At 65.0% G+C, this 17,922-nt stretch carries 17 protein-coding genes; 4 read left to right on the top strand and 13 right to left on the bottom strand.

Going from position 1 to position 17,922, the window contains the following annotated elements; translation table 11 throughout:
- The first annotated feature begins 5 nt into the window (after positions 1-5).
- Positions 6-1,085, top strand: a complete 1,080-nt coding sequence (locus tag QX041_RS10630) for a zinc-binding alcohol dehydrogenase family protein (protein WP_316165239.1) — start codon at positions 6-8, stop codon at positions 1,083-1,085.
- Between the two features lie 12 nt (positions 1,086-1,097).
- On the opposite strand, the gene QX041_RS10625 is transcribed toward QX041_RS10630, so the two are convergent.
- The 10 genes from QX041_RS10625 to QX041_RS10580 form a co-directional block, all read right to left on the bottom strand.
- Positions 1,098-1,799 (bottom strand): ABC transporter ATP-binding protein, encoded by a 702-nt coding sequence (locus QX041_RS10625; RefSeq protein ID WP_231324716.1) that lies wholly within the window; start codon positions 1,797-1,799, stop codon positions 1,098-1,100.
- A 7-nt stretch (positions 1,800-1,806) separates the two neighbouring features.
- Positions 1,807-3,090, bottom strand: a complete 1,284-nt coding sequence (locus tag QX041_RS10620; protein WP_315711581.1) for a lipoprotein-releasing ABC transporter permease subunit — start codon at positions 3,088-3,090, stop codon at positions 1,807-1,809.
- 95 nt (positions 3,091-3,185) lie between these two features.
- Complete coding sequence (gene proS / locus QX041_RS10615) at positions 3,186-4,520, bottom strand: proline--tRNA ligase (protein ID WP_316165237.1); 1,335 nt, start codon at positions 4,518-4,520, stop codon at positions 3,186-3,188.
- Between the two features lie 207 nt (positions 4,521-4,727).
- Positions 4,728-5,225 carry a TlpA disulfide reductase family protein gene (locus QX041_RS10610; RefSeq protein ID WP_316165236.1) on the bottom strand — a complete coding sequence of 166 codons (498 nt, stop codon included), beginning with the start codon at positions 5,223-5,225 and terminating at the stop codon, positions 4,728-4,730.
- Positions 5,222-6,448 carry a sialidase family protein gene (locus QX041_RS10605; protein WP_410051862.1) on the bottom strand — a complete coding sequence of 409 codons (1,227 nt, stop codon included), beginning with the start codon at positions 6,446-6,448 and terminating at the stop codon, positions 5,222-5,224. Before QX041_RS10605 ends, QX041_RS10610 begins: the two co-directional genes overlap by 4 nt.
- Positions 6,449-6,456: 8 nt before the next feature.
- Positions 6,457-8,862 carry a TonB-dependent receptor gene (locus QX041_RS10600; protein ID WP_316165235.1) on the bottom strand — a complete coding sequence of 802 codons (2,406 nt, stop codon included), beginning with the start codon at positions 8,860-8,862 and terminating at the stop codon, positions 6,457-6,459.
- Between the two features lie 91 nt (positions 8,863-8,953).
- The gene (locus tag QX041_RS10595; protein WP_316159535.1) at positions 8,954-9,394 is read right to left on the bottom strand and encodes a DUF2946 family protein; all 441 of its coding nucleotides are present in this window, start codon (positions 9,392-9,394) and stop codon (positions 8,954-8,956) included.
- A 65-nt stretch (positions 9,395-9,459) separates the two neighbouring features.
- On the bottom strand, positions 9,460-9,978 hold the full coding sequence (locus tag QX041_RS10590; RefSeq protein WP_315711574.1) for a copper chaperone PCu(A)C: 519 nt from the start codon (positions 9,976-9,978) through the stop codon (positions 9,460-9,462).
- A 135-nt stretch (positions 9,979-10,113) separates the two neighbouring features.
- Positions 10,114-10,479: a DUF2946 family protein gene (locus QX041_RS10585; RefSeq protein WP_316165233.1), complete on the bottom strand. Its 366-nt coding sequence runs from the start codon at positions 10,477-10,479 to the stop codon at positions 10,114-10,116.
- 544 nt (positions 10,480-11,023) lie between these two features.
- Complete coding sequence (locus QX041_RS10580) at positions 11,024-11,872, bottom strand: metallophosphoesterase family protein (protein WP_316165231.1); 849 nt, start codon at positions 11,870-11,872, stop codon at positions 11,024-11,026.
- Between the two features lie 197 nt (positions 11,873-12,069).
- Between QX041_RS10580 and QX041_RS10575 the strand changes: the two genes are divergently transcribed.
- The 3 genes from QX041_RS10575 to QX041_RS10565 are packed head-to-tail and all read left to right on the top strand — an operon-like array spanning position 12,070 to position 15,657.
- Positions 12,070-13,092 carry a sugar ABC transporter substrate-binding protein gene (locus QX041_RS10575; protein ID WP_315827164.1) on the top strand — a complete coding sequence of 341 codons (1,023 nt, stop codon included), beginning with the start codon at positions 12,070-12,072 and terminating at the stop codon, positions 13,090-13,092.
- Between the two features lie 11 nt (positions 13,093-13,103).
- Positions 13,104-14,609: a sugar ABC transporter ATP-binding protein gene (locus tag QX041_RS10570; protein ID WP_316165230.1), complete on the top strand. Its 1,506-nt coding sequence runs from the start codon at positions 13,104-13,106 to the stop codon at positions 14,607-14,609.
- Positions 14,610-14,619: 10 nt separating this feature from the next.
- On the top strand, positions 14,620-15,657 hold the full coding sequence (locus tag QX041_RS10565) for an ABC transporter permease (protein WP_315711566.1): 1,038 nt from the start codon (positions 14,620-14,622) through the stop codon (positions 15,655-15,657).
- A gap of 166 nt (positions 15,658-15,823) precedes the next feature.
- Here QX041_RS10565 and mtnK read toward each other — a convergent pair whose 3' ends face one another.
- The 3 genes from mtnK to mce all read right to left on the bottom strand — a co-directional run bounded on the left by mtnK (position 15,824) and on the right by mce (position 17,922).
- Positions 15,824-17,125, bottom strand: a complete 1,302-nt coding sequence (gene mtnK, locus QX041_RS10560; protein ID WP_315827166.1) for an S-methyl-5-thioribose kinase — start codon at positions 17,123-17,125, stop codon at positions 15,824-15,826.
- Positions 17,126-17,226: 101 nt separating this feature from the next.
- Positions 17,227-17,502, bottom strand: coding sequence for a DUF1467 family protein (locus tag QX041_RS10555; RefSeq protein ID WP_315827167.1), 276 nt, complete (start codon positions 17,500-17,502; stop codon positions 17,227-17,229).
- A 15-nt stretch (positions 17,503-17,517) separates the two neighbouring features.
- The gene (gene mce, locus QX041_RS10550; protein ID WP_315711564.1) at positions 17,518-17,922 is read right to left on the bottom strand and encodes a methylmalonyl-CoA epimerase; all 405 of its coding nucleotides are present in this window, start codon (positions 17,920-17,922) and stop codon (positions 17,518-17,520) included.

Raw genomic sequence — 17,922 nt, 5'->3', positions numbered from 1 at the left:
GGACCATGAAGGCCGCCGTGCTCAAACGATTTGGATCGCCGCTCGAGATCGAGCATGTCGAAGACCCCGTGCTCGGCACCGGCGAGGTCATCGTCGACATCGCCGCGGCCGGCGTGCTGTCCTATGCGAATGAAGTGTTCAGCGGAGAACGCAAATATCTGCTGGAACTGCCGGTCATCCCGGGAACGAGCGGCATCGGCAGGGTCAGCGCGCTCGGCCCCGATGCCACGCATCTTGCGATTGGCGACTGGGTGTTCTGCGATCCGACGGTGCGCTCACGTGACAATGCGCTCGCCCCCGACATAACCCTGCAAGGCCTGAGCGCGCGCGGACCGGGCGGGCTCAAGCTACAACGGCATTTCCGGCACGGCTCGTTCGCCGAGCGCATGCGGCTGCCAACGGAGAACGCCAAGCCGATCGGTGTCATCGATGCCCGCGACGCGGCGCGGTGGTGCGCGCTCGGCACCCTGCTCGTGCCCTATGGCGGCTTTCTTGCCGCCAATCTGCAGGCGGGCGAGACCGTGCTGGTCAGCGGCGCCACCGGCAGGTTCGGCAGCGCCGCAGTCGCGGTGGCGCTCGCCATGGGCGCCGCTGCGGTCGTGGCGCCCGGTCGCAACGAGGCCATGCTGGCCGAGCTCCAGCGCCGGTTCGGCGCACGCATCCATCCAGTCAGGCTGTCGGGCCATGAAAGCGAGGACACCGAGCGCATGAAGCGCGCCGCGCCCGGCCCGATCGACTGCGTGCTCGACATCATGCCGCCCTCGGTCACGACCAAGGTCGTGCGGACCGCCGTGATGACCGTACGTCCCTATGGGCGCGTGGTGTTGATGGGCGGAGTCGGCATGCTCGGCGGCCCCGGGCTCGAGCTGCCCTATCCCTGGATCATGCGCGACTGCATCACCATCCGCGGCGTTTGGATGTGCCCGCCGACAGCGACAGTGAAGATGGTGGGACTGATCAGGGCCGGACTGCTCGACCTCGCGCAGTTCGAGCCGACCTGTTTCGACCTCGACCATGCCAACGACGCGGTCGCCCATGCCGCCGTCCATCGCGAGCCGTTCAAGATGACGGTGATCAGGCCCTGACTGCGGCCGGACTCAGTCGAGCTCGACGACCTTGCCGCCGACGATGGAGACGCGCCGGTCCATGCGGCCGGCCAGCTCCATGTTGTGGGTCGCGATCAGCATCGCGACCCGCGTGGCCTTCACGAGCTGCATCAGCGCGTGAAAGACGTGATCGGCGGTGCCAGGATCGAGATTGCCGGTCGGCTCGTCCGCCAGCAGCGCACGCGGCGCATTGGCGACCGCACGCGCGATCGCGACGCGTTGCTGCTCGCCGCCGGAGAGCTCGGCCGGGCGGTGCTTGATGCGCTCGCCGAGCCCGAGATAAGCCAGGATCTCGGTCGCCCGCTTCACCGTCTCGGACCGTTTCAAGCCGCGGATCATTTGCGGCAGCATCACGTTCTCCAGCGCCGTGAACTCCGGCAGCAGCCGGTGCGACTGGTAGACGAAACCGATGTCGGTCCTGCGCATCTGGGTGCGCTCGATGTCGGTCAACTGCGACGTCGGCACGCCCCCGACATAGACCTCGCCCTCGTCGGGACTCTCCAGGAGACCCGCGATGTGCAGCAATGTCGACTTGCCCGAGCCCGACGGCGCCACCAACGCCACCGACTGACCGGCCCACAGCGCCAGCTTGGCGCCATCCAGAATGGTCAGCTGCTGCTCACCCTGCATGTACCGCCGCTTGATCTCGTGGAGATAAACGACCGGCACATCCTCGGCCCCCTGCTCGTCCATCAGCGCCTCACTCGTAGCGAAGCGCTTCGACCGGGTCTAATCGGGCCGCGCGCCAGGATGGATACAGCGTAGCCAGGAAAGACAGGGTCAAGGCCATGATCAGAACGGCCGCAGTCTCGCCGGCATCGATCTCAGCCGGCAGCTTCGACAGGAAATAGAGTTCATTGGGAAACAGATCGGTGCTCGTCAGCCAGGACAAAAACTTCCTGATCGAATCGATGTTCATCGAGATCAGGAGGCCGACGACGAATCCGGTGAGCGTGCCGACCACCCCGATCGAGGCGCCGGTGATCAGGAATATCCGCATGATCGCCCCCTGCGAAGCCCCCATGGTCCGCAGCACGGCGATGTCCTGGCCCTTGTCCTTGACCAGCATGATCAGTCCCGAAACGATGTTGAGCGCGGCGACCAGCACGATCAAGGTCAGGATCAGGAACATCACGTTACGCTCGACCTGCAGCGCATTGAAGAAGGTCGAGTTACGCTGGCGCCAGTCGACGAGAAAGATCGGGCGGCCGGCCGCCTCGGTGACCGTCTTGCGAAACTCCTCCACCTTGTCGGGATTGCTGGTGAAGATCTCGATCGCGGTGACGTCGTTGTTGCGGTTGAAATAGGCCTGCGCCTCGGCCAGCGGCATGAAGACGAAGCTGGCGTCGTATTCCGACATGCCGATCTCGAACACCGCCGCGATCTTGTAGGGCTTGATGCGCGGCGTGGTGCCCATCGGCGTCACGGCGCCCTTCGGGGCGACCAGGGTGATGCTGTCACCGGCATGCAGCGACAATTGGTCCGCGAGCCGGCGGCCGATCGCGACGCCCTGGCCTTCGTCGAAACCTTCCAGCGAACCCTGCTTGATGTTCTTGGCGATCGACGTCAGGTTCGTGAGGTCCTGCGCGCGAATGCCGCGGATGAACACGCCTGACGCATTGAATGGCGACGAGCCCAGACCCTGTCCGTCAACCACCGGCGCGGCAAGTCGGATGCCCTGCACCTGCGCGATCCGCTCGGAGACGTCCTTCCAGTCGGTGAGCGGCGACTCCAGCGGCTGCACCAGCAGATGCCCGTTCAGACCGAGGATCTTGTCGAGCAGCTCCTTGCGGAAGCCGTTCATCACCGCCATCACGATGATCAGGGTGGCGACGCCCAGCATGATGCCGAGGAAGGAGAACCCCGCGATGACGGAGATGAACCCTTCCCTGCGGCGCGCGCGCAGATAGCGCCCCGACAGCATCCACTCGAAGGGAGCGAAGGGGGTGGTGGTCTGCACCGGTTCGGTCATGGCGTCATCCATTGTGCGATCATCCCATGATTCGGGCCGAATGTGGCCGGATTGGCCTGAAGGGGACGGGCAGCCCCGGTGGATAATCCGATGATCGAACGCGCGTCTCAGCCAGCCAATGTCCCGCCGCCGAGCCGTGCCACGACGTCCGCGGGGGACATCATCTGGCGGGCGCCGTCGCTGCGGGTCTTCACCTCGACCTTGCCCTCGGCGAGGCTCTTGGGGCCAACCATGATCTGCCAGGGGATGCCGATGAGGTCCGCCGTGGCGAACTTGCCGCCGGCACGCTGCTCGGTGTCGTCGTAGAGCACGTCGACCCCCTTGGCCAGGAGATCGCGATAGAGCTGCTCGCAGGCAGCATCGGTGTCGGAGCCGCCCTGCTTCAGGTTGAGGATCACGGCGCGGAACGGAGCGACCTCCTCCGGCCATCTGATGCCGGCGTCGTCGTGACAGGCCTCGATGATCGCACCAGCCAGCCGTGACACGCCGACGCCATAGGAGCCGCCGTGGATGGCCACCTCCGCCCCATCGGGGCCCGCGACCAGCGCCTTCATCGGCTCGGAATATTTGGTGCCGAAATAGAAGATCTGGCCGACCTCGATGCCGCGGGTATGGACCCGCCGCTCAGCCGGCACCTCGGCTTCGAAGCGGGCGGCGTCATGGACGTCCTCGGTCGCCGCATAGAGCGACGTCCATTGCTTGATGATCGGCGTCAGGTCGCCGTCATAATCGACGGACGCCGGCGGGATCGGCAGGTCGAGCACGTCGCGGTCGCAGTAGACGCCGGATTCACCGGTCTCCGCGAGCACGATGAATTCGTGGCTGAGATCGCCGCCGATCGGACCGGTCTCGGCGCGCATCGGGATGCCCTTCAGGCCCATCCGCGCGAAGGTGCGCAAGTACGCGACGAACATCTTGTTGTAGGCGCGCCGCGCGCCGGCTTCGTCGAGGTCGAACGAATAGGCGTCCTTCATCAGGAATTCGCGGCCGCGCATCACGCCGAAGCGGGGACGCTGCTCGTCGCGGAATTTCCATTGGATATGATAGAGATTGAGCGGCAGGTTGCGGTAGGACTTCACATAGGCACGGAAGATCTCCGTGATCATTTCCTCGTTGGTCGGCCCGTACAGCAACTCACGCTTGTGGCGGTCGCTGATACGCAGCATCTCCGGGCCATAGGCATCGTAGCGGCCGCTCTCGCGCCAGAGGTCGGCGAGCTGCAATGTCGGCATCAGCAGTTCCAGCGCTCCGGCGCGGTTCTGCTCCTCGCGCACGATCTGCTCGATCTTCTTCAGCACCTTGAAGCCCAGCGGCAGCCAGGCATAGATGCCGGCCGCCTCCTGCCGCAGCATGCCGGCGCGCAGCATCAAGCGATGCGAGACGATCTCGGCTTCCTTCGGATTTTCTTTCAGAATGGGCAGGAAAAACCGCGACAGACGCATGGGCGAGGCCTTCGAGATTCGGTTCGATCTGGCGCAGTCAAACCGGATCAGGCGGCAAAACACAAGGCTGGGTTTGAAAAAAGGCGGCTAAGCCGCCGGATTCCCAATCAATTTACCGGTTCCGCTGAAGTGGAGGATGAACGGCGCACGTCGCCGTGATGAGGCTCGCGCAGGGCGACCGGGCAAGATCCCCGCGCCCCGGCCGTCTTAGTGCCCCCGCCCCTGCTCCGAGGACCATTTGTCGAGATCGCCGATCTCGGCGCTGCCTTCGATGGTCGAGACCGCGCCCTCGCGGGTCACGAGTATCGTGCGCGGGATATCACCCTGCCAGGACGGATCGATCTCGAACCGGAGACGCTCGACATATCCGTCGTTGAAGATGAAGTTCTCCGCCGTGGTGAGTCCGGCCTTGTCCAGCATGGTCTGGGTCGCAGCGTTCAGGTTCGGCACCAAATCGGCGCTGACGGTGACCACGTCGATCTCGGGATGATCGGACATGAACTTGCCGAGCTGCGGCAGCTCGATCTTGCAGGGGCCGCAGGTGACGCCCCAGAAATGGATCAGCGTCGGACGACCCGCATGGGCCCGCAGCACCTCGCGCCAGGTGCCGCGCTCGAACGGCTTGAGCGATGGCGGTGCTGCGGTGCTCGACGCCGTCAAGGCGACGAAGCCAAAGATCGCAAGGGCGGCGAATGGGCGTTTCATGACTCATCTCCGATCGGCTGCAACCGATAGCCATCCGACTTGGTCATCCAGGACAGGAAGATCTGCCTGCCATGGGCGACCAGCAGCGGGTGATCCGACGCATTGTCCGTGCTGGCAAGGGCGCGCGGCTTCGACCACGTCTCGCCATCGTCCCGCGATTGCATTCCCATCACCGTGGTGCGCTCGCCGTCGAACTCCTTCCACACCAGCGTCGTGCTGTCCTGGGTCGCGAGCACATAGGGCCGCGTCGGATTGCGGTCGGCTTGGCCGATCGCCATGGGTTCCGAGAACGTCCGGCCACCGTCGCGCGAATGCGCGTAGAACAGCCCCTTGCGAACCTTGCCGCTTGTGAACCAGGCGACATGATACGTGCCCGCCGGCGACACGGTCAGGCTCGGCCCCTGATGCGGGCAGGCCTTGATCTGCCAATCATCGGTGCTGACCCGGTAGACCTCGCCCGGTTTGGCGAGGTCGCTGAAGGTGATCACGGCGTGGTCGCGCACGCTGCCTTCGAAGATGTTGCGGAACATCACCACCGGACGTCCCGGCCCCGCGAAGGCAACGCCGAGCCGGCAACATTCGCAGGTGTTGTCCTGGGCCAGCGTCGCTTCGGCATAGGTGGCGCCGCCATCGCGCGATGATGAGAAGAACAATCCCGCGCCCTCGTAGGCGCGCCCGGCGGCCTTCGCCGGCACCCGATTGCGCTTGTCGAGCCACGCCACGAAGACGGTGCCGTCCTGGTCCAGCGCCAGCGCCTCGAAGCGCTGGCTTTCGTTGTTCGACGTGATGGGACGAGGCGCCGCGAAGCTTTTGCCGCCATCCTCCGACCGGGAGTACAGCACCTGCCCGTTGAACGCCTGGTCGCGGAAGATCGAGAACGCCACCGCTATGACGCCTTTGCTATCGACCACCAGCTTCGGCCGGGCATCGGGCCCCCAGTCGAGATTGAGCTGCTGCTCGGTGACCGGTACGGCGGCGGAATACGTTTTCCCGCCGTCGGTCGAGCCCGCCACCGACACCCGTCCTCCGGCCATCCAGACGAGCCAGAGCTTGCCGTCTTCAGCGAAGAACGGCGTCACCTTGGTGGCGCATCGGAGCTCGGTGCCCTCGCATGCTGCCTCCGATCCGTGCTGGTGCGCCATCTGGGCCTGTACGGACAGCGGCCACATCAGGGCCATGGCGAGTCCGACGACGCAGCCTCGAAGCAATGGCGTCCTTGTCATGTTGTGCCTCATCGGAATGCCACCTTCATGCCAGCGACGAAGGCGCGCGGTGAGCCGGCATAGATCGAGCCAGTGGTATTGGCCAGAACGCTGGCGGGATTTTGAACGCCTGCAGACGTGACCGAGTTCGCGATGTTGTTGGCCGACGCAATATAGGTGCGGTCGAACACGTTCCTGACCTCGAAGAAGACGTTGAGCGACTTGAAGGCTTCGGACGCAAGCTCGGTCCTGTAGTGGACGTTCAGGTTGACCAGCTCGTAGCCGGACGCCCTGAGCAGGTTCGCGTTGTCCATATAGAAGGAATCCTTCCATTGGACCTCGACGAAGGCACCCAGCCCTGCAAGCCTTCCGCTGGCGTGATCATACCCCAGTCGGGCCGTCAGCTCGTTCGGGGAAATCCCTGGAATCTTGTTGCCGGCGCGGTTGAAGCGGAAGACCGTGCCGCTTGTCGGCGCCGTCGTGGAGGTCAGGTTCTCCGTATAGTCGGTATAAATCTCGTCGAGATAGGTGTAGGCGGCCGTGAAGCGCCAGCCGGGCAGGAATCTCCAGTCGGCGGCCAGCTCGACGCCGCGATGCTCCGAGCGCGGGGCGTTGAACGCATAGGTCACGCCGACAACCGGCGTTGCCTGGTTGACGATCTCGTTGCGGAAGAATTCGTAGAAGCCGGTTGCGCTCAGGGTGACCGACTTGTTGGGAGTCCAGTCAAAGCCCAAATCGTAGCCGAGATTGCTTTGCGAGGCGAGATTGGTGTTGTTTCCGGCTGTGCCGCTCGGGAGCACAAACAGGTTCGAGACCTGCGGCGTGCCATATCCCGATGCGACGCGCGCCCGCACCAGCCAGTCGCTGTTCACCTTGTAGAGCAGCGCAAACTCGGGCGCGAGATTGTCGAACTGCCGGTCCGCGGTCGTGAGCGTCGTCCCGGTCCCCCCTGCCGTGTTCACGCCGCGAAGGTGGGTGCGCTCCCAGCCGAGACCGGCCACCGCGGTCAAGGCCGACGTCAGCTTGAGCTCCTCGCGCGCCCGCACGCCGAAATTCGTCGTCTCGCTCAGAAGGTTGGTCGACAAGCGGCCGAGCGTGCCGTTGCCGCCCGGCATGACGTTGAACGTGTCTCCGGACGCGGTGAGCGTATTGTAGAAGGCGCCGAAGAAGCTGGTCGATTCCAGGCCGAAGATCTCGCCCCGCCGGGTGATGTCGCTCATGTAGTTGTAGGACGGATAGTCGCCGACCGCGCTGGTCGACCCGGTCGGCTGGCTGATGTTGCGGTCATCGAACACGAACTGATTGCGCCAGGTCGTGTTGTTGTCGAAATCGTGCTCCCAGCGCCCGCCGACGATGGTGCGGCGGTCGTTGCGGCCGAGCCCGGCCTGCAGCGCCGTCTCTTTGTCAGTTCCAGCCGAGTTGTTGAACCCGTTGTTGAACAACGTGACGCTGCCGCAGCCCGCGGCTGCTGTCGTCCACGTCGCGCAGCCCTGCTGATAAGGGTTCTGATAGTACTGATTCAGCGACGACCGGATTGGCAGCCGCGTGAACAGGTCGTTGTTGATGATCTTGACCGTAAAGCGGTCATCCGGCGTCGCCTTGTAGGTGCCGAGGAAGTTGACGGTCTGGGTGTTGAACCAGCTGTTGCCGAGATAGCCATCGCCGCGGACGTCGCTGGTGAACAACGAGCCCTCGAAATTGCCGACCTTCTTGCCGAACGTCATGTAGTTGCTGAGATAGCCGAAGCTGCCGCCTTCGCTGCCTATCTCCGCACCGTCGATGCTGCTGCCCGGGCGGGTGCGGAAATTGATCGCGCCTCCGGTCGCATAGTTGCCGTAGAGCGCCGAGGATGGCCCGCGGATCACGTCGACCGCACCATAGGCGTGGGGATCGATCAGGTCGCTGCGCGACAGCCCGTCCGGCTGGGTGACTGGAAATCCGTCCTCGAACAGCACGATGTTGCGGATGCCGAACCCGTTGCGGGCATTGGAGCCGCGGATCGAGATGCCAAGGTCGCGCGGTCCGTTGCCCTGCTTGAGCGAGACGCCGGGGCTTTCGCGCAGGATGTCGCCGACGGAAAACGCAGGCCGGTCATCGTAGCGGCTGCGGTCGATCGTGGTCGCGGTCTGGCCGGTCGGCGACTGGCTGAGCTGGTTGCGGGCGGCGCCGGCACCCGAGGCCGGATCGGACACCGCTCCTCCCTGTCCGGAGCTGCTGGCCACGGATGCGGCAGCCGGCTTTGGCGCGCGCGCGCGGACGGACGTTGCCTGCGTGACCGGCTTGCGCACGGCCCGTTGTGGTGCGGCACGCGGCGCGTCGACGGTGACGGACGGCAATTCCTTCTCGGTCTCGGCGCGCGCGATCGTGGACGATTGCAGCAGCAAGAGCTGCAGTGCGAGCACGCTCACACCACCCAGGGCATGACGACGGAACATGTTTGACTTCCCCGATGCCGGCTCTGCACGGCCGGTCTTCCTGATTCAAAACGGATCGGCGCGCGGCTGCGGCCGATGACGATTTCTGTCCTCAGGAGAGGAAGGGAGGTCCTCTTGGTTGCGCCTGTGCCCGGGCGAGCAGATGAACGAGGCGGAGCTCGCGCGCCGTCCAGACGATGGACGCCGTCAGACGCAGCGGAGCCGCATCGAACGGCGCGGGCGGCGCATCGAGCGCCGCGGCGGCGTGCAGCACGCAGCACATGACGCAGTCAAGGCCGCAGGCGGTGCGGTCGGTATCGCCACCAAGGGGCGCCGCATCCGTCTCGGCATGACAGATCGCCATCCCGCCGAACGGATCGGCCGTCGCGATCGTCGCGGCGCTCAGGGCGGACGCCGCCACTGGCGCCAGCACCTGCAACAGCATTGCTAGCAGCGCGACCGGCAGATATCGGCCGAGCTTCTGACGGACATTGGCAGGACGTCGGGCGCGGTCAGCCGCCACCAGCCGGCTCGCGCGCGAACCGGCTGTCATGGCGGCGTTCAACACCCGTTGGTTCATCGAGGCCGGCCCTCCGTCGGAGTCGCGAGGCGCCCGGCCTACATCTTCATGCCGGAATGATCGTGCTGCTTCATCATGCTGCCGCCCTCGCCCCCCGGCCCCTTGGCGCCGACCGCCTGCACCTCGAGCGTCACGGACACCTTGCCGGCCTTCTCGAACTCCAGCGTGACCGGCAGCTTGTCGCCCTGCTTCAGCGGGCTCTTCAGATCCATCAGCATCAGGTGATAGCCGCCCGGCGCCAGCGCGACGGTCTTGCCCGGCTCAATCGTGACTCCCTTGTCGAGCGGACGCATGGTCATCACGCCGTTGGTGACGGCCATCTCGTGAATCTCGACCCGCCCGGCGACAGCGCCGGTCACCGCGACGAGGCGGTCCGGCGCGCTGCCCTTGTTCTCGATGGTCAGATAGCCGGCGCCCGTCTTGGCGCCACCCGGCGTGGCGCGGCTCCATGGCTGGGTGATGACGAGGTCACCGGCCTTCACGTCCGCGGCGAAGGCGGCAGAAGATCCTCCCAACAGGAGAGCGAATGCAAGCAGAGAGCGTCCGAGGAAGGTCATGTCGTCATCCTTTTCTTGGCGGCGATGCGCCAGCTTGATCGATTTGCGCGTATCCGCACGGCTAGGGCCGAGCAGACAACGCAGGTCGTAATCTTGCGATTTGGAGATGAGGGCCGCACAGCGGCCAGCGCGGCGTCACGCTGCGGGCGGAGCCCTTGCCTGCGCGTCTGAGAAGGCCTTGGTCATCCGGCCGGCCGGATCACCGGCCCGCCACACGACCTCGCCCGAATCCCGTTGCGGCGTGGCGATGACGGACAGCTCCGGCCCATCCAGGGTGACCGGCTGCGCCAGGCAGCACAGCGAACAGCCGTGGAGCGCGGGCTTGGCCGGCGACTCGTCGTCCACCGACTGGGAACCGGGCTGGCTGTGGCAGATTTCGAGGCCGTGCAAGGGATCAGCCACGGCTGACGCGGCCGCCCAGGCAACGCCGATCGGCGCCAGGATCTGCACCATCAGTGCGATCAGCATGATCGGGAGAAACGCCTGCAGCCGCTGCCGCATGAAAGCCTGCCAAATGAACTGAATTGTTGTGCCCGAGCGAACGCCCGGAGTCGAGGTCGCCCAGGGCACAGTCAGCACATTTCGCCAGCGGTCGTTGATTAAGAACAATCCGCTACGCCCGGATGGGCCTTCGCGGGACGCCAGCCTCCAAGGTAATTCAGCACCTACCGCGAGAAGACTCGAAAATAAAGCTCGTCAATTGCAAGCACTTACCGATCATTTCAGGAAGTGCGCGAAATTTGAACAATCGTTGCCGAAAAGGATGACAAACGCCAGAAGATCGTCTACGAATTCGGGCCTCAGGCTATCGCTTGCGGAAGTCTGGTGGTCCAAGTCTCGGGAGGAGCCCTGGCGCGCAACAAGCAGCGTCACCCCGCTTAACAAGATCAAATCTGAACTTGCGGGATATCTAAAGGGTCGACACAATTTCCGAGCAGGGCCCGCTGCCCTGCTCTATTTTTTTGGCAGTCATCGCAGCGCGCCACGATATTCTCCGTTGACGGTATCGCGGGCCGCATGAACGCTGTCTGAACACGCAATCACCTCAGGCCATCGCAGCAGTCGCAAAGCACGACAACGGAGCGCACCACCGCGCCTTGGTCCTCGGCCATGGCAGTGTCACCGACAGCGGTTCGCGGCCAGTCACGGTCCAGCGCAACGAACCATCGCCGATCGTGAGGATGCCCGCCGCTTCGGCTGGATCGCCCGAGATGAACGTCTCTGTCAGCGACTGCAAGGTCAGATGCGGTGTGCCATCGACCGTTGTCAGCGTATTCCAATGAACATGGCCGGCGAGCCCGACGATCGGGCACGGCGCATCCGCGATCGCCGCGCGGATCGCGTCGGTCTCGGCATAGGCCGCGTGTCCCGGATTGGCTTCGAAGTGGTAGTTGCCGGTCTGAGCATGTCCTGACAACGGCACGTGGCTGACGAGCAAGGTCGGCCGGTCATCCTGGGCGAGCAGCTGGACCAGCGCGTCGAGATCGCTCGCGGACAGGCGAAAGCCGCGCGTCGGAGTCAGACTCACGTCGGGCTGCCAGAACACACATCTGACATCGCCGACGATCACCGCGCGCGACCCGCTCGGACGATCGAGGATCGCTTCATTGTCGGCGAGGCTGAGCAATGCGACATCATGATTGCCACTGACGTGATGATGCGTCGATGCCAACTTCGCAAAGCACATCGCGACATCGCTTTGCAGCAGCCGATCGCGCTCGGGATCTTCGTCAGAAATCCTGTCGCCAAGATCGATGACCGCATCGATGTCTTCGGCGTTCACTTCCGTGACGAAGCGCTCCAGCAATTGCAGCGCCACCGATCCCCGCTTCGTGGGCGTATCCCGGCCGTGATGGATGTCGGCGATCACGGCGATGCGCGTCGTTGTTGCCAAAGGCTCTCTCCCAAAGCTGCGCTGCCGCGTACCACGGGCGCATCACGGTTTTCTGACATCGCGCGTGCAGCGCGAAGGTCGCTCGGTGCAACGCACAACATCCGGCTGTGGCGTGATCAATGGGGTTGTGAAACACTGCTGCTCTCGGCGGCGCGATCAATGACGCCGCCGGACAACGATGGGACAGGGAGCACGGGATGTCCGGCACTAAGAAAACGTCCACGACGAGGCGCGATCTTCTCCAGGCGGCGACTGCCGCGGGCTCTGCGGCGGCCCTTCTCGCCGGCTTTGGCATCACTCCGGCGATGGCCGCCGAGATGGGCCGCTCCGAAAAGCCGCTCAAGGCAGCCTTCTCCAATGCCGGCTTGCAGGCGACCTGGTGCGCCCAGGGCAAGCAGGCCGCGGAATGGTGGGGCAAGCTGCTCAATGTCGAGGTGACCTGGTTCGACGGCCAGCTCGATGCGGTGAAGCAGCGCGCCGCGATCGACAACATGGCGTCCCAGAAGTGGGACTTCGTCGCGATCCAGGCGTTCGGCATCGGAACCCTGACTCAGCCGGTGCAGAAGATGATCGATGCCGGCATTCCCGTGATCGACATGGACACGCTGATCGCGCCGCTCGATCAGATCAACGTCCACTCCTTCCTCGCACCCGACAACGAGTTCATGGGCGCATCGGTCACGCAGGCTCTGGCGACTGCGATGGGCGGCAAGGGCAAGATCATCATGACGCAGGGCGCGCTCGGCCACACCGGCGCGCAGGGCCGCGCCAAGGGCTTCAACTCGGTGATCAAGCAGTTCCCGAACATCGAGGTGCTGGACACGCAGCCGGCCGACTGGGACGTGTCGAAGGCGGCACGGCTGTGGGAGACCTATCTCACGAAATATCCGCAGATCGACGCGGCGTTCTTCCACAATGACGACATGGCCCTCGCCGCCTACAACATCATGAAGGCGCGCAACCGCACCAACATCCTGATCGGCGGCGTCGACGCCATGCCGCCGGCGATCCAGGCGGTCAGCGAGGGCCGCATGTTCGCGACCGTCCGCAATCCGTCCTGCCGCATTCATGGCGGCGCGATCGTCGCGGGCGTCGCCGCGGTCACCGCCGGCGAAAAGAGCGGCCAGGGCATTCCGAAGCACGTCATCACCGACGGACCCGTCGTGACCAAGGCCAATGCCGCCGGCATGCAATGGATGGAGGATCACTTCCTGATCTGAAGTCCCTCCCCATGTCGAACAGCCGCCCGCCTCTTCTGGAATTGCAGGACATCACCAAGTCGTTCGGCGGCGTCACCGCGTTGCGCGGCGTCGACTTCACTCTTCGCCCCGGCGAGATCCATGGTCTCGTCGGGGAGAACGGCGCCGGCAAGAGCACGCTGATGAAGATCATCGCCGGCGTGCACACCGGTTTCTCCGGCCGTTTCCTGCTCGACGGCCGCGAGGTTCATTTCAACTCCGTGCGCGACGCCCGCGCGGCCGGCATCGCGATGGTGCACCAGGAACTCAGCGTCGCGCCGGACCTCACCGTGGCCGAGAACGTGTTTCTCGGCAACCAGCCGACCAATGCGCTGGGCATCGTGCAGTGGCGTCGCATGGCACGCGAGGCCGCCGAGCAGCTCAAGCGGCTCGGCATCGACGCCGATCCGATGAGCCGGCTCGGCGATCTTCCGATCGGCGTTCAGCAGCTGATCGAGATCGCGCGGGTGCTGTTCTCCGGCGCGCGCATCATCATCCTGGACGAGCCGACCTCGGCGCTGTCGCCGCCCGAGGTCGAGCGGCTGTTCGCGGCGTTGCGCAAGCTGCGCGAGCAGGGCACGGGGATCGTCTTCATCTCACACTTCATCGAGGACATCCTGCTGATCTCCGACGAGGTCACGGTGTTCCGCAACGGCCGCAAGATCATGGAAACGCGTGCCGCCGACACCAGCAAGGCCGCGCTGATCGAGGCCATGATCGGCAAGGGACGCGATGCGCTGGAGGACAGCTACACCCACGACATCACCCTGCCCGCGCCGACGGCCGACAAGCCCGTGGTCGTCGAAGCCGACGGCCTGTCGCTGGCGCGCAATCTGAAGCGCGTCTCGTTCGCCGTGCGCGCCGGCGAGGTGCTCGGCATCTACGGCTTCATGGGCTGCGGCCAGCTCGAGCTGGCGCGCATCCTGTTCGGCAAGCTTGCGCCCGACGCCGGCGAGCTGCGCGTATCAGGCCAGCGCAACCGCTTCAAGAGCACGGCGGACGCGCGCCGCGCCGGCATCGCCTTCGTGCCGGAGAGCCGGCGCGACATGCTGTTCCTGCAGGAGCCCGTCTACAAGAACATCTCGATCAGCATCCTCGACCGCATCAACGCCGTGCTGCTGAAGCCGGCACACGAGCGCGCGCTCGCGAAGCGCCAGGTCGAGCAGTTGCAGATCAGGCCCGCGGATGTCGAGATCGACCTCGGCCTGCTCTCCGGCGGCAACCAGCAGAAGGTCGCGCTCGCCAAATGGCTGAGCCATCCGCCGCGGCTGCTCGTGCTGTGCGAGCCGACCCGCGGCATGGATGTCGGCGCCAAGAGCGACGTGATTGGAATCGTGCGGCAGCTGCGCGACCAGGGCATCGCCGTGATCGTGCTCTCGACCGAGCCCGAGACGGTGCTGTCGATGGCCGACCGTGTCATCGTGCTCAAGCGCGGCGAGGTCGTGCGCGAATTTGCCGGCGAAACCATCAGCAAAGACCGTCTGCTCGAGGCGGCGTAGGGAGATTGTCATGGCGCATGGCGAGACCGTTCCGATGCCGGAGGCGCCGTCGCGGCGCGCAGGCGGGGTCGCATCGCTGCTGCGCTCGCAGATGCGCAACATCGCGCCGTTCCTGACCTTGATCTTCCTCACGGCGTTCTTCGCGATCGCGAGTCCGTCCTTCGCCACGCTCGACAACGTCGGCAACATCCTGACCCAGGTGTCGGTCACCGGCATCATCGCGGTCGGCCTCACCTTCGTGATCCTGTGCGCCGAGATCGACCTGTCGATCGCCGCCATCGCCAACGTGACCGGCATCGCTGTTGCCTACTTCACGATGCAGGAGTCCTACGTCAACATCGCCAACGTGCCGATGCCCGGTTTTGTCGCCATCCTGCTCGCGCTGGCGCTGTGCGCATTGCTCGGCCTGGTCAACGCCTTCGGCCTGACCGTGATCGGCATTCCCTCCTTCATCATGACGCTCGCGATGATGCAGATCGCCGCCGGCATCTCGGCGATGCTGGTGCGCGGCCAGATCGCCTACAAGGTTCCCCCCATCATCACGACGCTCGGCTCCAGTTCCGTGGCGGGGGTGCCCTGGATCGTGATCGTGGCCGCCCTGATGCTGTTGCTCGGTCACCTCGTGCTGACCTACACGCGGTTCGGCCGCTACGTCTACATGGTCGGCGGCAACCGCGAGGCGGCGGAGTATTCGGGGCTGAACGTCAAGCTGATCCTCGGCAGCGTGATGGTGATCTCAGCCGTCTGCTCGGGGATCGGCGGCATGCTCGGCGTAGCGCATTTCGGCAGCGCGCAGCAGAACGAGTTCGACACCTACCTGCTGGATTCGATCGCCGCCGTCGTGGTCGGCGGCACCAGCCTGTTCGGCGGCCGCGGGGGCATCGGCAACACCATCGTCGGCCTGTTCGTGCTCGGCGTGCTCAACAACGGCCTCGACCACGTCAACATCGACAGTTTCCTGAAGATCCTGATCCGCGGCCTGATCCTACTCGCCGCCCTGGTGATCAACGTCTATGCCCAGCGGCTGCGGGCGAAGGCGGCGGATTGAGCGTGCTGCGACGCGCGCTGCCGTAGCCCGGAAGCGACATCCGGGATCACACGAGCCGTATCGGAAAACCCGGATGTCGCTTCGCTCATCCGGGCTACGAGCTCTTCCGCAACGTTGCGAGCGCAGCTCGCCCCTCATAACGACGTAGAAGGCCGAGGCGACGGAATTAAAGCCCCGGCTGCCAGTGGCGCAACTCGCGGGCAGCCCGCGTCACCGCCCCGATCGTCGTGAACGTCGTCGTCTCCACCATCAGCGTCCGTGCCAACCGCAGTGCCCGCACCTCGCAGGTCGCGCGCCGCTTGGCGTCCTCGATCAGTTCGAAATCGATGTTGTGCGCGAGGCCGAGGATGCGACGAATGATCTTGGCCGCGGTGAAACCGATGGCGTCCTGGAACAATCTCGCCACGTAGGCCTGACGCTCGGTCTCCAGGCGTGCGGCGCCCGCTTCACCCGGAAACAGTGACCGCGGATACGCATCGCCTGTCGCCTCGCTGCGCCAAAGCGCCAGGAACTTGTCCGCGAAACCGGACCAGACCTCATCGACTGCCGCCAGCACCCATCCCTCGAAGTGCTCCCGCTCGCCCGCCCGCTGCTCGTGTCCTTCGGACGCAAAATAGGCCATCAGAAGATTGGCGAGGACCGCACCGACGTCGAATCCCATCGGACCGTAGAAGGCGAATTCGGGGTCGATCACCTTGGTCTCGGTGTCCGTCACCATGATCGACCCGGTGTGCAGGTCGCCATGGATCAGCGCCTCGGCACACGACAGGAATTTCAGCTTGAGCCTGGAGATCGCGACGTGCAGATCGAGGTCGGCGCGAATGTCGGCCGCGGTCGCGTCGAGCCACGGTGACGTCCAGCGATTCTGTTCGGCGATGCGATAGGGATCGGTGAAGATCAAATCCTCGGTGATCTTGCACAGCGCATGATTGCCGGCAAAGCTTGCGATCGCCTCCTTCTTCTCTGCAGCCGTCAAGGCGAGGTCGGACGAGAAGAACAGCGTCCGCGCCATGAAGGTCGTGATGTGATCGACGAAGGCCGGGTAGATCGTGCCCGCGACCAGCCCCTTGCGCATGATGATGTGCGGCTCCAGCAGCTCCATCGCCGTCAGCGCCAGCGCCGGATCATGATGAACGATGGCCGGCACCAGCCCCGGTGCCAGCCGGCCCTGATGGATGAGCGCGAGGTGCTCATAGTGGGAGCGTGACAGCGGCAGCGGCCAGCTCTCGCCGACCAGGCGCACGTAAGGCAGCGCCTGCTTCACCGCGAGACCGCCAGACGTCCCCTTGACGATGAAAACGAGGTTGAGGTTGCCGTCGCCCACCTCGGTGATGTCCCAGCGATCGGCTGCTCCGCCAAGCTGCGCAGCCACCGACGACGTCTCCGCGAGATAGTTGCGAAGCTCCACTTCATCCAGAATGCGATAGCCCGATGGCATGCCCTGCCGAGGCTCGGCCGATGTCGTCACGCGCGACCTCCCTGTCGAACTTGTTTTGACCTCCTATAACAAAAAAGCCGATGCGCGTCCGCGCACCGGCCTCGCAGCGAAAATTGTGCAACGCAATCGGCTCAGAATGGCACGCCCATCAGCCGCGACAGCCGCTCAACGCTGAGATAGCCGGCCTGATAGGCCACGAGTGACAGGGCGAAGATCGCGGCCGACAGCAGCGTCGTCCAGATCAGGCGCCGCCCCATTCGGCTGATCGTCGGCGCACCGGGATCGGTGCCTAGCGGGCCTCCGCCGGACTCGTGCTGGCTGCGGATGCCGAACGGCAGGGTCACGAACAGCGTGACCCACCACATCACGAAGTAGATCGCGAGCCAGGTGGAGATCGTGTAGGCCATCGCTGCCCCGCTGCCTCAGGCCTGCTCGATCTCGACGAGCGCGCCGGAAAAATCCTTCGGATGCAGGAACAGCACCGGCTTGCCATGCGCGCCGATCTTCGGCTGGCCGTCGCCGAGCACGCGGGCGCCCTCCTTGATCAGGGTGTCGCGCGAGGCGATGATGTCGGCCACCTCGTAGCAGACGTGATGGATGCCGCCGTCCGCATTGCGCTCGAGGAATTTGGCGATCGGTGACGCCTCGCCCAGCGGCTGGATGAACTCGATCTTGGTGTTGGGCAGAGTGACGAACACCGTGATCACGCCATGCTCCGGCAGCGGCACCGCCGCCGAAATCTCAGCACCGAATGCGGCACCATAAATCCTGGCGGCCTTTTCGGCGTCCTTGACCGCGATGGCGACGTGGTTGAGCCGGCCCAGCAT

It is taken from the genome of Bradyrhizobium sp. SZCCHNRI2009 (genome assembly GCF_032485115.1).
Taxonomy (GTDB): Bacteria; Pseudomonadota; Alphaproteobacteria; order Rhizobiales; family Xanthobacteraceae; genus Bradyrhizobium.
Note: the sequence above shows the minus strand (reverse complement) of the source record. Positions and strands in the feature narration are given on the sequence as shown.

Coding starts and splice junctions, on each gene's coding strand:
- QX041_RS10555 (WP_315827167.1), bottom strand. CDS start 17,502: ATGGCCTACACGATCTCCACCTGGCTCGCGATCTACTTCGTGATGTGG.
- QX041_RS10610 (WP_316165236.1), bottom strand. CDS start 5,225: ATGAAACGCCCATTCGCCGCCCTTGCGATCTTTGGCTTCGTCGCCTTG.
- QX041_RS10585 (WP_316165233.1), bottom strand. CDS start 10,479: ATGCGGCAGCGGCTGCAGGCGTTTCTCCCGATCATGCTGATCGCACTG.
- QX041_RS10565 (WP_315711566.1), top strand. CDS start 14,620: ATGGCGCATGGCGAGACCGTTCCGATGCCGGAGGCGCCGTCGCGGCGC.
- mce (WP_315711564.1), bottom strand. CDS start 17,922: ATGCTGGGCCGGCTCAACCACGTCGCCATCGCGGTCAAGGACGCCGAA.
- QX041_RS10570 (WP_316165230.1), top strand. CDS start 13,104: ATGTCGAACAGCCGCCCGCCTCTTCTGGAATTGCAGGACATCACCAAG.
- QX041_RS10625 (WP_231324716.1), bottom strand. CDS start 1,799: ATGGACGAGCAGGGGGCCGAGGATGTGCCGGTCGTTTATCTCCACGAG.
- QX041_RS10605 (WP_410051862.1), bottom strand. CDS start 6,448: ATGACAAGGACGCCATTGCTTCGAGGCTGCGTCGTCGGACTCGCCATG.
- QX041_RS10590 (WP_315711574.1), bottom strand. CDS start 9,978: ATGACCTTCCTCGGACGCTCTCTGCTTGCATTCGCTCTCCTGTTGGGA.
- QX041_RS10630 (WP_316165239.1), top strand. CDS start 6: ATGAAGGCCGCCGTGCTCAAACGATTTGGATCGCCGCTCGAGATCGAG.
- QX041_RS10620 (WP_315711581.1), bottom strand. CDS start 3,090: ATGGATGACGCCATGACCGAACCGGTGCAGACCACCACCCCCTTCGCT.
- QX041_RS10595 (WP_316159535.1), bottom strand. CDS start 9,394: ATGACAGCCGGTTCGCGCGCGAGCCGGCTGGTGGCGGCTGACCGCGCC.
- proS (WP_316165237.1), bottom strand. CDS start 4,520: ATGCGTCTGTCGCGGTTTTTCCTGCCCATTCTGAAAGAAAATCCGAAG.
- QX041_RS10575 (WP_315827164.1), top strand. CDS start 12,070: ATGTCCGGCACTAAGAAAACGTCCACGACGAGGCGCGATCTTCTCCAG.
- QX041_RS10600 (WP_316165235.1), bottom strand. CDS start 8,862: ATGTTCCGTCGTCATGCCCTGGGTGGTGTGAGCGTGCTCGCACTGCAG.